Here is a 13,827-nt window from a genome sequence, read left to right on the forward strand (position 1 = left end):
CCGTCCGTAGACTGGGCGCCCATGGGGGAAACGAACGCAGTCACGTCAGGGTCCAAGCAGGTGTGGGTCGTCGCCGGAGCGCTTCTGGTCGGGTCGGTCCTCCTCGGCCCACTCGTCCAGATCGGGTCGTTCCTCGGGCCGACCGGTGGCATCCTCGCAACACTCCTGTCCGTCTGCTCGATCGCCCTGTTCGCGATCGGCTCGGACCGTTCCAGCAGCGTGACCGCGAGGCGTCCGCTCGGCACCGGTGCCCTCATCGCGCTCGGCGTCTGGATGACGATCAGCTCGTTCGTCCGCGGTCTGGCGACGATCCCGGCCGCCGTCGAGACCTTCCTGAGCTTCGGCTACATCGACCTGCTCGTCCAGTTCGTGCTCGCGGCCATCGCGACGACGCAGATCGCGCGCGCCGGAACCGTGCCCCGCCCGTGGAACCTCGCGCCGCTGTGGGTCGTGGCGGTGACCGCAGCATCGTGGGTCGTCCAGCAGATCATCGTCGTGGCGGCGGGTTCGAACGTGTCCCTCTTCATCCCGATCATCGTCATCCTCGACGGGTGGGTCCGTGTCGTCGGCCCCGTCTTCCTCGGGATCGTCGCCATCGCCCTCGCCAGCCGCGAGTCGGCCGTCGCGGCTGCTGTCCGGGGGCAGGAGTCGTAGGCTGTCGGGAATCGACATCGGGGGACGTCACATGCATCGACGCATCGCAGCAGGACTCATCGCACTCACACTCGCCGGCGGACTGAGCGCCTGCACCGGCGGAGTGACGAGCTACGCGGACCTCGAGCGCGACCAGGCCGACAAGGATCGGCTCCCGGCGAGCACCATCGGAGCCGGCAGCGACGACCCGTTCACGATCGACGCCGACTCGACCCGACTCGTCGCCGTCCAAGGCGACACGGAGATCTTCCTCGCGTCGGCGACGGAGCAGGGTCAGTCCCGGATCTGCATCATCGTCTTCGCGGAGACCGAACCGTTCCGGGCCTGCGGCAGCGGTGACCGCGTCAGCATGAGCGACAGCGTCAACGAGTACACGGTGCTCTCCGACGCCGTCGTCGACACCGCGCTCGACCCCGCCGAGGACTGGACGAAGATCAGCGAGAACGTCTTCACCCGCCCGGTCCAACCGACGACGAGCGACACGCAGTAGCGATCGTCCTCCTGACAGCAGGAGTACCGCCCTGCAGCAGGACAGATGGGCCGCGAGCGTCCTGCTGCCGCGCGGATGTCCGGTTCCCGCGCCCTTCGACAAGCTCAGGGACCGGCGCGGCACGTCGGGCGGACACGGCCGCGGGATTGCGCGGGCCCTTCGACAAGCTCAGGGAACGGGAGCGACCGGGGAGCTAGGAGACGAGTCGCTCGCGCAGGCGTTCGGCGGGTTGGGCGGCGTCACGTCGCGCAGGGCTGATCGTTGCCCAGACCTCGTCGAGGGAGAGGCCGAGCACCTCTGCGATGGCGGCGATCGTCGAGAACGCCGGCGTCGCCACCCGGCCCGACTCGATCTTCCGCAGCGTCTCCGGCGAGAGGCCGGCATCCAGGGCGATGTCGAGCATCGAACGCTCACCACGGGCCTCGCGCAGGAGCGCACCGAGGCGCTGACCGCGTTCGACATCGGAGGGGGTGAGCGGGAGGCGGACCATGCGCCCAGTGTAGTACGGGATAGTTTGACCGGTATAGTTATTGGTCGAGCGCCGTTCGCGGCACGAACACCACCGCACCACGAACGCAGCACGCCGATGGAAGGGCCCCGCATGATCGAGATCTTCACCCCCACCGAGGTCGCGAAGGCGCGTCGCACCGGCGAGCTCGTCGCGAACATCCTCCACACGCTCAAGCACCGCGTGACGGTCGGCACCAACCTCCTCGAGATCGACCGCTGGGCCAAAGCGATGATCCTCGAGGCCGGCGCCGTCTCCTGCTACGTCGACTACGCACCCTCCTTCGGTCGCGGTCCCTTCGGCCACTACATCTGCACCGCCGTGAACGACGCCGTCCTGCACGGCCTCCCCCGCGACTACACGCTGGCCGACGGCGACCTCCTCACCCTCGACCTCGCCGTCCTGCTCGACGGCATCGCCGCCGACTCGGCCATCAGCTTCGTCGTCGGCACGGCGACCCCCGAGGACCTCGCGCTCATCGAGACCACCCAGGAGGCCCTCGCCGCCGGCATCGCAGCCGCCAAACCGGGTGCGAAGATCGGCGACATCTCCTTCGCGATCGGCACCGTGCTGCGTGGCGCCGGCTACCCGGTCAACATGGAGTTCGGTGGCCACGGCATCGGCACGACGATGCACCAGGACCCGCACGTCTCGAACGACGGTCGCGCCGGCCGCGGCTACAAGCTGCGCCCAGGCCTGCTCCTCGCGATCGAGCCGTGGGTCATGGCCGACACCGACACGCTCGTCACCGACGCCGACGGCTGGACCCTCCGCAGCGTGACCGGCAGCCGCACGGCCCACAGCGAGCACACCATCGCGATCACCGAGGACGGCGCCGAGATCATGACGCTGCCGACCGTCACGTTCTGAGCACCTGAGGGTCCGCCGAGCGGACTCGATCGGCCCGGTACACCGTGTTTAGGCTGGTGACATGACCGATGATCGCCGCACGGTCCTCCGGGGCCGGTACCTGAGCCTCGGACTCGGCGAGCTGTTCGCTGCCCTCGTGTTCGTCTGGGTCGCGTTCGTCTCCATGCTGCCGTTGCTCGAACAGCCGACCGATGCGCTCGCGTTCTGGTCGGCCCTCGTACCGCTGCTGGTGATCCTCGTGCAGGCCGGCGTCTACTGGCTGGCCGCCCGGCGGTGGGTCAAGCAGGGCACCATGCCTCCTGGACTAGCCGCCACCTATCGCGGGTTCCGCGTGCTCGACGCGGTACTGCTACTCGCGGGACTCGTCGGCATCATCGTCTGGTTCCCCGCCCATCCCTTCGCGGCTATCGGCATCCCGTTCGTCTGGCTCCTGGGTGTCATCGAGTACGTGAACTACTTCGTCGTCCGGCTCGCCTACCCACCGTCCGTGTGGTTCAAGCGGATCGGCGAATGGCGCACGCCTCGACTCATGCAGGACGTCCGGGCGGCTCAGCGGAGCTGAAGGTCAGCGAGCGGCGCTGAGCCCGTCGATCCACTGCGCGAACGTCTGCACGCCGCGCTGCGCATCTGGCCCGGCGAGGGTCGTGCCGTCGCGCATCGCCTTGCCGAAGCTGCCGGGCAGCGGGATCTGCAGAACCGGGCCACGGATGCCCGTGGCCGCAGTGTAGGCCTTGACCATCGCGGTCATCCGCAGTTCCTCGGGGCCAGCGAGATCGGCCGGGCGCCCCTGCGGCTCGCCCTCGGCCAGCTCCACCAGGCGCTCGGCGACTTCGCGCGCGGCGACCGGCTGCGAGGTCATCGTCGGCACCATCGTCACCGGCCCGAAGCGGAACCGCTCGACCATCTGCTGCGCGAACTCGTGGAACTGCGTCGCGCGCAGGATCGTCCACGGGATGCGTCCGGTGCTGACGATCTCCTCCTGCAGCGCCTTGCCCGCGTAGTAGCCGAAGGGCGCCTTGTCGCTTCCGACGATCGACAGCGCGACGTGGTGGGGCACGCCTGCGGCGCCCTCCGCCTCGAGCAGGTTGCGGGTGACCGCCCCGAAGAACTGGCGCGACTGCTGGGCGGACTGCGTGGCCGTCGACGTCACATCGATGACGACGTCCGCGGCCTCCAGCTGCTGCGCGAGTCCGGCTCCGGTTGCGAGGTCGACGCCGGCGGCACGCGACAGCGCGACCACCCCGTGTCCGCGCTCCTGGGCCACCGCGACGACGTGTCGCCCGACCATCCCGCTGCCTCCTGCGACGACGATCTTCATGCGACACTCCCCTCTGCTCGACGGATGTCACTCTATCGGCGGGAGGAAGCAGCCGTTCTCGACCGTGATCCGCAGCACGTCGGCATCGGGTCGGAGCCCCCGTTCGAAGATGATGGCGTCGTCGCGGAGCTGCGTCGACAGCTCCAGCTCGCCGTACGAGGGCACGATCAGCTCCGACCGGAACTCGTCCGAGTCGGCCGCGAGTTCGAGCGGCGGCGCGTACCCGTTGATGAGATCGACGAGCACGGCGCGACTCGTTCCGACCGGCAGCTCGACCTCGACGGCCATGCGTGCCAGCTTCGTGGCCCGACCAGACGGCGCCAGACTGGTGCAGGGCGCTTCCGAGGCCTGGGGCGAGAACGCGAACGGCTGCCCACCCGTCGCCGCGTTGACCATCTGCCCGAGGAGGTCTGCAGCCACGGCGAACACCTCGTCTCGGGTGGGAAGCTCGTCGTCGCGCTGAGGAGCGCTCGGGTCGATCACCGGCGGCTCGGGCACCGCCGAAACACGATCACCCCGCGGCTCCCCGACCTGTCCCGTGCAGGCGACGATCACCAGCGCGAACACACTCAGCTGAGCGACCACCGCGACGACGATCGCCATGGTCGAGCGCCGCCCGAGAGACCTGGAACGGCGCCCTGGCGGCGCCTCCGCGCGCGCATCGGTGGTCATTTCATCCGGGATCGTGTCCACGCATACTCCTGTCTGGCCGTGTGTCGCGACGATGGCCGTCGCGATGCTGCAGCGACGGTATCGATCGGGAGCCGGTCGACGGCTCGGCAGTTGGTGGGCATGACGCGGCGAGCGCGGATCGGGCGCCTGTGGAGCGGCGTCAAGCGTGTGCGCCGCCGACGAGTTGCAGGCACGTCTACCACGGTGTATAACAAATCTGCACTTCGAGATATAGATCTGAGACCGACCGATCAGCCGTTCCCGAAGCGCGCCTCCCATCCGAACCCGACCAGGAACCACCCGACCCCGATGACGACCCTGCAGCACCCAGCCACCACCGGCTCCATCCCCACCCCACGCCCGCAGCTCGCGGCACTTCCCCGCACCCTGCGTCGCAGCATCCCGGACGAGCAACGCCAGCTGTTCCGCACCCTTGCCGCCACCATCGGAGGATTCACCCTCCTGGCAGGCCTCGTCGGTGCGGTCATCACCGGCTGGATGATGCTGCTCGCCCTCCCGGCCGCGGCGATCCTCCTCGGCGCAACCGCTCCCTGATCGATCGGCCGAGCTATATCACCTTGGCGGGTAGCCCCTAGAAGTGCGTCCGCAGGAAGGGCGCCTGCTCCGTCGCGAAGGCGAGGTCGAGCGCTCGGACCGCCTCCGATGTCCCGGTGATGAGGCCTGCTTCGGCGAGCGCCGACACTCGCGGGCCGCCGAGGAGGACGGCCGACAGCTCGTTGATGGTGAGGCGCACAGCGTCGTCGTCGGCCGACTCCGGCACGTCGCCGAGGCGTTCTGCGACCGCGGCACCGTGCTCATCGATGCGGAGCGCGAACCGACCACCGGCGAGACCGAGCGCGTCCTCGACGTCGAGCAGGTGCTCGCGAGGTTCGGACGCCCCGGGGACGGTGAACCGGCGCGCGCCGAGCACGGTCGGCACTTCGACGATCCGGAGCCAGAGCGAGTCGGCTCGCGCGGTGGTCTTGACGGCGCGACGGTCGACGAGTCGCCACTGGATGGCTTCGACCGTCGGAGCCTGGTGGAAGGTGACCTTCGTGGTGAGGCTGATCCCGGTCAGGTGCCGCCAGAGCGCGTAGCGGGCCTCCGGGGTGATGGCGACGAGGTCGTCGACGACGATCGTCCCCCACTCCTCGCCGACGCGGTAGAGCGCGTAACCCTGCGGTTCGCCGTCGGCGTCGTCGTAGCGGAGGGCGAGCGTGTCACCCTCACCGTGGCTGAAGTGGCGGATGGTCACCTCACGGAGGGCCTGCTTCCACCACGCGACCCCGCGGTCGATGTCGCCGGTGCCGCGGGAGCGCTCGAACAGCCCGGGCGCGACGGTGGCGAGCGAGCGCGGGTCGAGCGTGTGGACGCGGCCGGCGGGCGGCGCACCCCGCCAAGCGACGCGCTTGGGGTCGACCTCGTGCGTGAACTCCCAGGTCGCCGGGGCGAAGCCGTAGCGACCGTAGATGGTCGCCTCGCTCGCGGTGAGCGCGACGACTGCGGCACCGGTGGCCTTCGCGTGGTGGAGTCGGTTCTCCATCAGTGACCGGGCGATCCCTCGACGTTCGTGGGAGGTCGAGACGGTGACCTCGGTGATGGCCAGGGCGCGGACGGTGCCGCCGGGGATCGACAGTGCGGTCGGGAAGGAACCGAGCGTGCCGACGGGGACGAGCGGTTCGGCCGCGGTGTCGTCGTAGACCCCGAGGATGGAGCTGCCGACGAGGAGCTGACGCCGCTCGGCACGCACCGCCACGTCGGTGTCGGGCTTCGAAAGGAAGCCGCGCGACGCTGCACCCCACCAGAGGTCGAGGGCGGCGTGGTCCGTGTGGTCGAGCTCGACGGTGCGCAGGTTCATGCGACAAGCCTATTGGGGTGGCCGGAACGCAGGAGATCGGCGCGAGGGCAGGACGGGTGGGCGCGAAGCGTCCTGCTGTCGGGCGGATGTCCTGCTGTCGCGCCGCGAGGCGCGCGACTCAGGCGACGTAGACCTTGCGGAGGGTCTCGCGGACGGTCCAGGTGGTGCGGGCGCCGGCGGCGAGCCGGCCGATGGAGCCGGCACGGAGCTCCAGCGACGGGGTGCCGTCGGCGAAGTCGACCGTCGCCTCACCGGAGAGGACCACGAACACCTCGTCGATCTCGGTGTCCTGCACGACGCCGACACCCAGCTCCCAGACGCCGACCTCGGTGTCGCCGACGGCCGCGAGCGTCACGATCCCGCTCCGCGGCGACCCCGAGACGACGTCCTCGGGCGCGAGCGGGTTGTCGGCGAGCGCCACGTCGGCACCCTGGAGCACCGTGTTGGGAGCGAGCAGGTGGTCGGTCATGAGATACCTCTCTGGGCAGGACGGAGACGAGCGGGGTCGGCGCGGCTCGACGGCCTACCCGACGCCCCAGCCGTAGGCGAGCTTGTGGGCTTCGAGCACGAAGAAGGTCTCGGTCGAGCGCACCCCTGGCGTCGGCTGCAGGGTGTCGAGGAGGAAGGTCTTGTAGTGGTCCATGTCGCGACACACGGCCTCGACCATCACGTCGAAGCCACCGCTCGTGAGCACCACGTAGCTCGTTTCCGCGTGCTTCGACAGCTCCTGGCACACCCCACGTGCCATCCCAGGTTCGCAGCGGATGCCGATGAGCGCCAGGTGGTCGAAGCCGATCGACAGCGGGTTCGCGATGCCGACGATCTGCAGGATCCCGGTGTCCTCGAGTCGCTGGATCCGATAGCGGACGGACGACGCCGGCAGACCGGTCTCAGTGGCGATCTCGGAGAACGCCTTCCGTCCGTCCTGCTGCAGGATCGCGATCAGCCGACGGTCGATGTCGTCAAGGTCGTTCATGTGGCTCCTCCGGCAGCGGGCGGATGGTCATCTGGCAAGCGTAGCGAGGGAAGCCGTGCGGCCCGGGTGCGGTGTCCGCCCCACCCGAGCCACGAGCCCCGGCCGACCGACCGACCCGAACGCGGGCGGTCGACCGGGGCGACGCCGATCGAGCGGACCGAGGGAGGTCGCTGATCGGCGGATCGGTCCGACTAGCGGACGTGGATCGCGCCGGTGCGGAGGTCGGTCATGTCGTGCAGCGTGTACATGCCGCCGATCCGACCCCAGCCGGTGCCCTTGCCGCCCGCACCACCGAAGGGCATGTTGATGTCCCACCACCCGTTGGAGTCGTTGACGATGACCTGGCCGGTCTCGAGCTCCTCCATGAAGCGGTAGGCCTTCGACAGGCTCTCGGTGAACACCGCGGACTGCAGGCCGAGCGCGTCGGCGTTGGCGATGCGGAGGATGTCGTCGTCGTCCTTGGCCGTGAGGATGGGGAGGACCGGACCGAACGACTCCTCGCGCGACAGCAGGCTGTCCTCGGAGACGCCGTCGACGATCGTGAAGTCGTAGTAGAGGTCCGTCGGGTGGCCGGTGGCACGACCGCCGCCGAGCAGGATGTCGAAGCCGAGCGCACGCGCCTCGTCGAGGTGGCGGTCCATCTTCGCGGCGACGCCCTCGTTGTTGAGCGGGCCGAGGTTGATCCCCTCGTCGAAGGGGTTGCCGAGTCGCACGGTGGCCTTCGCGTAGGCGAGGGCGGCCTCGACGAAGGCGTCGTGGACGTTGTGGTGGACGATGAGCCGCTCGGTCGCGCAGCAGACCTGCCCGCCGCTGTAGAACGCGGAGTCGACGGCGGCCTTCGCGGCGCGTTCGATGTTCGCGTCCTCGAGGACGACGATCGGGCCGTTGCCGGAGCACTCCATGAGCGAGCGCTTGAGGCCGGCGGTGCGGACGATCTTCGCCCCGGTGGCGGACGAGCCGATGAAGCCGATCGCGTCGATGCCGTCGTGGGAGACGAGCTCGGAACCGAACGCGCCGTCGCCGGGGAGGACGCTCACGAGCCCGGCCGGGACGCCCGCCTCGACGAGGCAGTCCATCGCCGCGAGGACCGCGAGGGGCGTGTTGCTCGGCGGCTTGACGATGCAGGCGTTGCCGGTCGCGAGGCCCGGGGCGACGAACTCGCTGAACATGAGGAGCGGGAAGTTCCAGGGCGTGATGATGCCCCAGACGCCGACCGGCGCGCGCCAGGTGAACATGCGCTTGTCGATGTCGCTCGACGGCAGCGTCTCGCCGTAGAGGCGGAGGGCGTCCTCGGCGTGGAGGTGGAAGAGCTGCGCGGCCTCGGCGATGTCGGCGATCGACTCGGCGAGCGGCTTGCCCTGCTCCAGCGTCTGCAGACGGGCGAGCTCCTCGACGCGGGCGTTGATCGCGTCGCCGACCCGGTGACAGATCTCCGCGCGCTTGAACACGCCGAGCTTCCGCCACTCCCGCTGTGCCTCGTGCGCACGTCGCACCGCCTCGTCGAGTTCGGCGGTGCCGGCGACGGGGATCGACGCGATGACGTCACCGGTGACGGGGCTGATCACCTCCGAGCGCTCCGAGCTGGTTCCGTCGGTGAACTCGCCGGCGATGAAGAGCTGGGTGCGAGTGGGTGTCGGCAACGTGGTCATTCCGGACCTCCTGGTGTCGTGGCTGGGCCGACGACGCCGAACAGCGTCGTGCGGATGTCGTCGGGAGAATGTGGGATCAGCCTAGGACCTTGCGATTCCTCGAACAAGCAGTATTGTTTCGTCAAAGTTACGATTACAACAACGAGACCGACACAATCTTGTCGTAACAACAATTCTTCGGCACATTGAGTACACCAGCAGCGAGACAGCGACGTCCCGTCCCCCACGAATCGAGAAGAGCCCATGTCGACCGAACACGTCACCAGCACCGACGAGACCACGCACCTGCCGAAACGGATGCGCTGGTTCGACGGCTTCGCCATGGCGATGACCATGCCAGCCGCGCTCATCGCCACCCTCGGCGCCTCCATCACCGGCCTCGGCGGCTGGGGGGCCGCCGTCCTGTGGGCGATCTCCATGATCCTCGCGATGGGCGTCAACTGGATCTACACCGAGCTCGCCACCATGTTCCCGAACTCCTCCGGCGGCATCGCGCACTACGCGGCCGAAGCGTGGAAGTCGCGTGCACCCTGGGTCGCACCGATCACGGGCGTCGGCTACTGGCTCCCCTGGGGCACCAACCTCGCCACCTACGGCGCGGTCACCGGTGCACTCATCCAGGCCCAGTGGTTCCCCAACGAGGACTGGGTGATCCAGCTCGGCCCGATCTCCATCACCTTCCCGATCCTCATCGGGCTCGGCGTCATCGGCGTGATGTACCTCATCAACGTCATCGGCGTCCGCGTCACGATGGCGTTCGTCTACATCACCGCGGGCATCCTGCTCATCCCGCTGTTCGTGTTCATCGTCTTCCCGCTCTTCAGCGCCGACTGGGCACCGCTCGACCTCACCTGGAAGCTCGAGGGCATCGAGGGTCTGCACACCGCGATCGTCTGGCTGTACATCATGGCGTGGACCACCTTCGGCATCGAGGTCTGCGCGACCTTCGCCCCGGAGTACCGCGACTCGGTGAAGGACACGACCAAGGCGATCAAGGCCTCCGTCCTCTTCTGCCTCGGCGTCTTCTTCGTCATCCCGCTGACCCTCGGCGGCTACGCGGGTGAAGCGGCGATCGCCGACAACCCGGCGACCTTCTTCGTCGCCAGCTTCGCCTCGCTCGTCGGTGGCGCCGCGGACGTCATGGTGCTCTGCCTCATCGCCTCGCTGCTGCTCATCATGACCACCTCGGTGGCCGACGCCTCACGCGTGCTGTTCAACATGGGCAAGGAGCGCGTCACCGTCCCGTCCCTGGGCGTGCTCAACCGTCGCGGTGTGCCGTTCCGCTCGCTCAACGTGATGCTCGTCATGAACGTCGTCATCCTCGTCGTGCTGCAGAACCCGCTCGCGATCATCGTGACCGGCAACCTCGGCTACATCCTCACGCACTTCTTCGCCGTCTCCGGCTTCTTCCTGCTGCGCAAGGACCGCCCCGACGCCGTCCGCCCGATCCGCCTGCCGCGCTTCTTCGTGCCGCTGTCGGTCGTGCTGTCGGTGCTCCTCGCGATCATCCTCATCGTCGGCGCCACCGGGTTCTCCACCACGGGCTACGGCGGGTTCCTCGAGCTCGGCATCGCGCTCGGACTGCTCGCACTGGGCGTCGTGATCTGGCTGTTCGTGCAGCGGAGCACCAAGCGCGACGCGGGCCTCGGGAGCGGCGGGGCATCCGCCGGAACCCCACGTGCCGAGACCGAACGCACCGACGCCGCCCGCACCGACTGACCGCGCACCACGCGACCGCACCGAACCACGCACCACAGGGGACCCACCATGAGAACCACCTACGAACTGGCCGAAGAGCTCGCCGACACCGCACGCCTGCGGGAGCAGCTGGCCTCGGCCGAACCGGAGCCGTACTGGCTCGACGACCCGGCACGGCCCGCTCCACTCCCCCGCCTCGAGGCGGACGTCGAGACGGACCTCGCGATCGTCGGTGGTGGGTACTCGGGCCTGTGGACCGCACTGCTCGCGAAGGAGCGCGACCCGGACCGCCGGGTCGTGCTCCTCGAGGGCCGGCGCATCGCGTGGGCGGCGTCCGGTCGCAACGGCGGGTTCTGCGAGCCGAGCCTCACCCACGGATCGTCGAACGGCAAGAGTCGCCTGCCGCACGAGTTCGACCGTCTGGAGGAGCTGGGGCGCGAGAACCTGCGCGAGATCGGCGAGACCATCGCCCGGTACGGCATGGACTGCGACTGGGAGGAGACGGGGCTGCTGCAGGCGGCGACGGCTCCACACCACGTCGACTGGTTGCGGGAGAGCGCCGAGGAGCACGGCGCCCGGTTCCTCGACCGCGAGGCGATGCAGGCGGAGGTCCACTCGCCGATCTTCCAGGCCGGCCTGTTCGAGCCCACCGGTGCGGCGCTCGTCAACCCGGCGAAGCTGGCGTGGGAGCTGCGACGCGTCTGCCTCGACCTGGGTGTGGAGATCCACGAGTACACGCACGTCCGCTCCATCCGGTCGGATGCGACGTCGGTCACCCTGACGACGACGCACGGCTCGGTCGTCGCGAAGCACGTCGCCCTCGGCACCAACGTCTTCAAGGCCCTCATCCCGAGTGCCCGGAAGTACACGGTGCCGGTCTACGACTACGCGCTGATGACGAATCCACTCTCCGCCGAGCAGCTCGAAAGCCTGGGATGGAAGGGCCGTCAGGGCATCTCCGACCTCGACAACCGCTTCCACTACTCGCGACTCACGACCGACGCGAACGGGTCGACCCGCATCCTCTACGGCGGCTACGACGCGGTCTACAACTACGGCGGGCGCGTCGAGCCGCGGTTCGACCAGCGCGAGGAGTCCTTCCTCAAGCTCGCCGCCCACTTCGCCCACACCTACCCGCAACTCGCCGACCTCGGCTTCTCCCACAAGTGGGGCGGCGCGATCGACACCTGCGGGCGGTTCTTCTCCTTCTTCGAGACCGCGCACGGCGGCAAGGTCGCGCACGCGGCCGGGTTCACCGGCCTCGGTGTCGGGGCGACGCGGTACGGCGCGAACGTCATGCTCGACCTCCTCGCCGGCGCGCCGACCGAGCGCACGACCATGGACTTCGTCCAGAAGAAGCCGACGCCGTTCCCGCCCGACCCGCTCGCGTTCATCGGCGCGCGCATCTCGCTGTCGGAGATGGCCCGGGCCGACCGCAACGAGGGCAAACGCGGGCTCTGGCTCCGCGTGATGGACGCCGTCGGGCTGGGCTTCGACTCCTGAGCCGGGTTTCGACGCAGGAGCCAAAGTCCAACCCATGACAGGCGGAGCCTGGTTCGATACGGTGCAGGTGGTGCTCCCGCTCACGTCGAACCCGCACAGCTCGCATCGGCCCGCAACGGACACCGCACCGCACCAGCAGCACCTCAGACAAAGGAGCACACCAGTGAGCGACTACGCCGTCGTCAACCCCGCGACCGGAGAGACTCTCCGCGACTACCCGACGATCACGGACGAAGAGCTGCAGCAGGCGATCACCGCCGCGTCCGCCGCCCACGAGGAGTGGTCGCGTCGCGCTCCCGTCGCCGACCGCGCTGCGCTCGTCGCCCGCGTCGCCGCCCTCCACACGGAGCGCCGTGAGCAGCTGGCCGAGATCGCCGTCCGCGAGATGGGCAAGACGTACGAGCAGGCGCTCGGTGAGGTCGACTTCGCCGCAGCGATCTACCAGTACTACGCCGACAACGGCGAGGCCTTCTCCGCCGACGAACCGATCGAGCTGTCCGACGGCACCGGCTCCGCGTTCATCCGTCGTGCGTCGCTCGGTGTGCTGCTCGGCATCATGCCGTGGAACTTCCCGTACTACCAGGTGGCGCGGTTCGTCGGCCCGAACGTCGTCAACGGCAACACGATCCTCCTCAAGCACGCTCCGCAGTGCCCCGAGTCGGCGCTGGCGATCGCGCAGATCTTCGACGACGCCGAAGCCGAGCTGGGCGCCCACGACTCCGTGTACGTGAACATCTTCGCCACGAACGACCAGATCGCGACGGTCATCGCCGACCCGCGCGTGCAGGGCGTCTCGGTCACCGGTTCGGAGCGCGCCGGTTCCGCCGTCGCCGAGCTGGCCGGCAAGCACCTCAAGAAGGTCGTGCTCGAGCTCGGTGGGTCCGACCCGTTCATCCTGCTGTCGACCGACGACCTCGACGCCGCCGTCCAGGACGCCGTCAACGCCCGCATCGATAACAACGGGCAGTCGTGCAACGCCGCCAAGCGGTTCATCATCATCGACGAGCTGTTCGACGACTTCGCCGCGAAGTTCACCGAGGTCTTCACCGCGAACGCTCCGGCCGATCCGATGGCGGAGAGCACGCAGCTCGGCCCGCTGTCGTCGGCCGCAGCGACCGAGCGACTCGGCGAGCAGCTCGGCCGCGCGAAGGCACAGGGCGCGACGATCCTGGCATCGGGCGAGCCGTCGGGGAACTTCTTCCCGCCGGCCGTGCTCACCGACGTGACGCCCGAGATGGACGCGTTCCACGAGGAGTTCTTCGGACCCGTCGCGTCGCTGTACCGGGTCTCGTCGGAGGAGGAGGCCGTGCGCCTCGCGAACGACACCCCGTTCGGCCTCGGCTCCTACGTCTACACGACCGACCAGGAGCAGGCGCTGCGGGTCGCGGACGGGATCGACGCCGGCATGGTGTGGATCAACCTCGTCCTCGGCGACGCGGCGGAGCTGCCCTTCGGCGGCGTGAAGCGCTCCGGCACCGGCCGCGAGATGGGCAAGCCCGCGATGGACGAGTTCGTCAACAAGAAGCTCATCCGCATCGCCTAGGCGCTTCGGCCCCGGTCGCCGAGCTCGCGCCATCGGTCACTGACGCCCCATCCAGTCTCTGAGCTCGCACCACCGGTCACTGACGCCC

At 69.1% G+C, this 13,827-nt stretch carries 15 protein-coding genes; 8 read left to right on the plus strand and 7 right to left on the minus strand.

Translation table 11 applies throughout. From position 1 onward, the window contains the following. The first annotated feature begins 21 nt into the window (after window positions 1-21). Entirely contained in the window at window positions 22-654 is a 633-nt protein-coding gene (locus GV015_RS00860) for a hypothetical protein (RefSeq protein WP_159875930.1), read from the plus strand. 31 nt (window positions 655-685) lie between these two features. After that, window positions 686-1,144, plus strand: coding sequence for a hypothetical protein (locus GV015_RS00865; RefSeq protein ID WP_159875932.1), 459 nt, complete (start codon window positions 686-688; stop codon window positions 1,142-1,144). Between the two features lie 193 nt (window positions 1,145-1,337). On the opposite strand, the gene GV015_RS00870 is transcribed toward GV015_RS00865, so the two are convergent. Beyond that, window positions 1,338-1,634: a helix-turn-helix domain-containing protein gene (locus GV015_RS00870; protein ID WP_159875934.1), complete on the minus strand. Its 297-nt coding sequence runs from the start codon at window positions 1,632-1,634 to the stop codon at window positions 1,338-1,340. 111 nt (window positions 1,635-1,745) lie between these two features. Here GV015_RS00870 and map point away from each other — a divergent pair, with 111 nt between their 5' ends. Together map and GV015_RS00880 are read left to right on the plus strand one after the other, a co-directional pair. After that, a complete protein-coding gene (gene map / locus GV015_RS00875) occupies window positions 1,746-2,522 on the plus strand; it encodes a type I methionyl aminopeptidase (RefSeq protein WP_159875936.1) in 777 nt (258 codons plus the stop codon). A 61-nt stretch (window positions 2,523-2,583) separates the two neighbouring features. Further along, on the plus strand, window positions 2,584-3,084 hold the full coding sequence (locus GV015_RS00880) for a hypothetical protein (protein ID WP_159875938.1): 501 nt from the start codon (window positions 2,584-2,586) through the stop codon (window positions 3,082-3,084). Between the two features lie 3 nt (window positions 3,085-3,087). Here GV015_RS00880 and GV015_RS00885 read toward each other — a convergent pair whose 3' ends face one another. Beyond that, a complete protein-coding gene (locus tag GV015_RS00885; protein ID WP_159875940.1) occupies window positions 3,088-3,840 on the minus strand; it encodes an SDR family oxidoreductase in 753 nt (250 codons plus the stop codon). A 27-nt stretch (window positions 3,841-3,867) separates the two neighbouring features. Beyond that, window positions 3,868-4,443, minus strand: coding sequence for a hypothetical protein (locus tag GV015_RS00890; RefSeq protein WP_159875942.1), 576 nt, complete (start codon window positions 4,441-4,443; stop codon window positions 3,868-3,870). A 378-nt stretch (window positions 4,444-4,821) separates the two neighbouring features. Between GV015_RS00890 and GV015_RS00895 the strand changes: the two genes are divergently transcribed. Further along, window positions 4,822-5,067 carry a hypothetical protein gene (locus GV015_RS00895; RefSeq protein ID WP_159875944.1) on the plus strand — a complete coding sequence of 82 codons (246 nt, stop codon included), beginning with the start codon at window positions 4,822-4,824 and terminating at the stop codon, window positions 5,065-5,067. A gap of 37 nt (window positions 5,068-5,104) precedes the next feature. Here the strand turns inward: GV015_RS00895 and GV015_RS00900 are convergent, their stop codons facing one another. The 4 genes from GV015_RS00900 to GV015_RS00915 form a co-directional block, all read right to left on the minus strand. Then, a complete protein-coding gene (locus GV015_RS00900; RefSeq protein ID WP_159875946.1) occupies window positions 5,105-6,370 on the minus strand; it encodes a GNAT family N-acetyltransferase in 1,266 nt (421 codons plus the stop codon). 118 nt (window positions 6,371-6,488) lie between these two features. Further along, entirely contained in the window at window positions 6,489-6,839 is a 351-nt protein-coding gene (locus GV015_RS00905) for a cupin domain-containing protein (protein WP_159875948.1), read from the minus strand. Between the two features lie 54 nt (window positions 6,840-6,893). Further along, on the minus strand, window positions 6,894-7,346 hold the full coding sequence (locus GV015_RS00910) for an Lrp/AsnC family transcriptional regulator (RefSeq protein WP_056013555.1): 453 nt from the start codon (window positions 7,344-7,346) through the stop codon (window positions 6,894-6,896). A 191-nt stretch (window positions 7,347-7,537) separates the two neighbouring features. Beyond that, window positions 7,538-8,995, minus strand: coding sequence for an aldehyde dehydrogenase (locus tag GV015_RS00915; RefSeq protein WP_159875950.1), 1,458 nt, complete (start codon window positions 8,993-8,995; stop codon window positions 7,538-7,540). Window positions 8,996-9,238: 243 nt separating this feature from the next. Here GV015_RS00915 and GV015_RS00920 point away from each other — a divergent pair, with 243 nt between their 5' ends. The 3 genes from GV015_RS00920 (at window position 9,239) to GV015_RS00930 (ending at window position 13,739) form a co-directional block, all read left to right on the plus strand. Then, complete coding sequence (locus tag GV015_RS00920; RefSeq protein WP_137244075.1) at window positions 9,239-10,714, plus strand: APC family permease; 1,476 nt, start codon at window positions 9,239-9,241, stop codon at window positions 10,712-10,714. Window positions 10,715-10,762: 48 nt separating this feature from the next. Next, window positions 10,763-12,196: an FAD-binding oxidoreductase gene (locus tag GV015_RS00925; protein WP_159875952.1), complete on the plus strand. Its 1,434-nt coding sequence runs from the start codon at window positions 10,763-10,765 to the stop codon at window positions 12,194-12,196. Between the two features lie 163 nt (window positions 12,197-12,359). Next, the gene (locus GV015_RS00930) at window positions 12,360-13,739 is read left to right on the plus strand and encodes an NAD-dependent succinate-semialdehyde dehydrogenase (protein ID WP_159875954.1); all 1,380 of its coding nucleotides are present in this window, start codon (window positions 12,360-12,362) and stop codon (window positions 13,737-13,739) included. Window positions 13,740-13,827: the final 88 nt, after the last annotated feature.

The sequence above is a fragment of the Plantibacter sp. T3 genome (assembly GCF_902506515.1).
Classification (GTDB): domain Bacteria; phylum Actinomycetota; class Actinomycetes; order Actinomycetales; family Microbacteriaceae; genus Plantibacter; species Plantibacter auratus.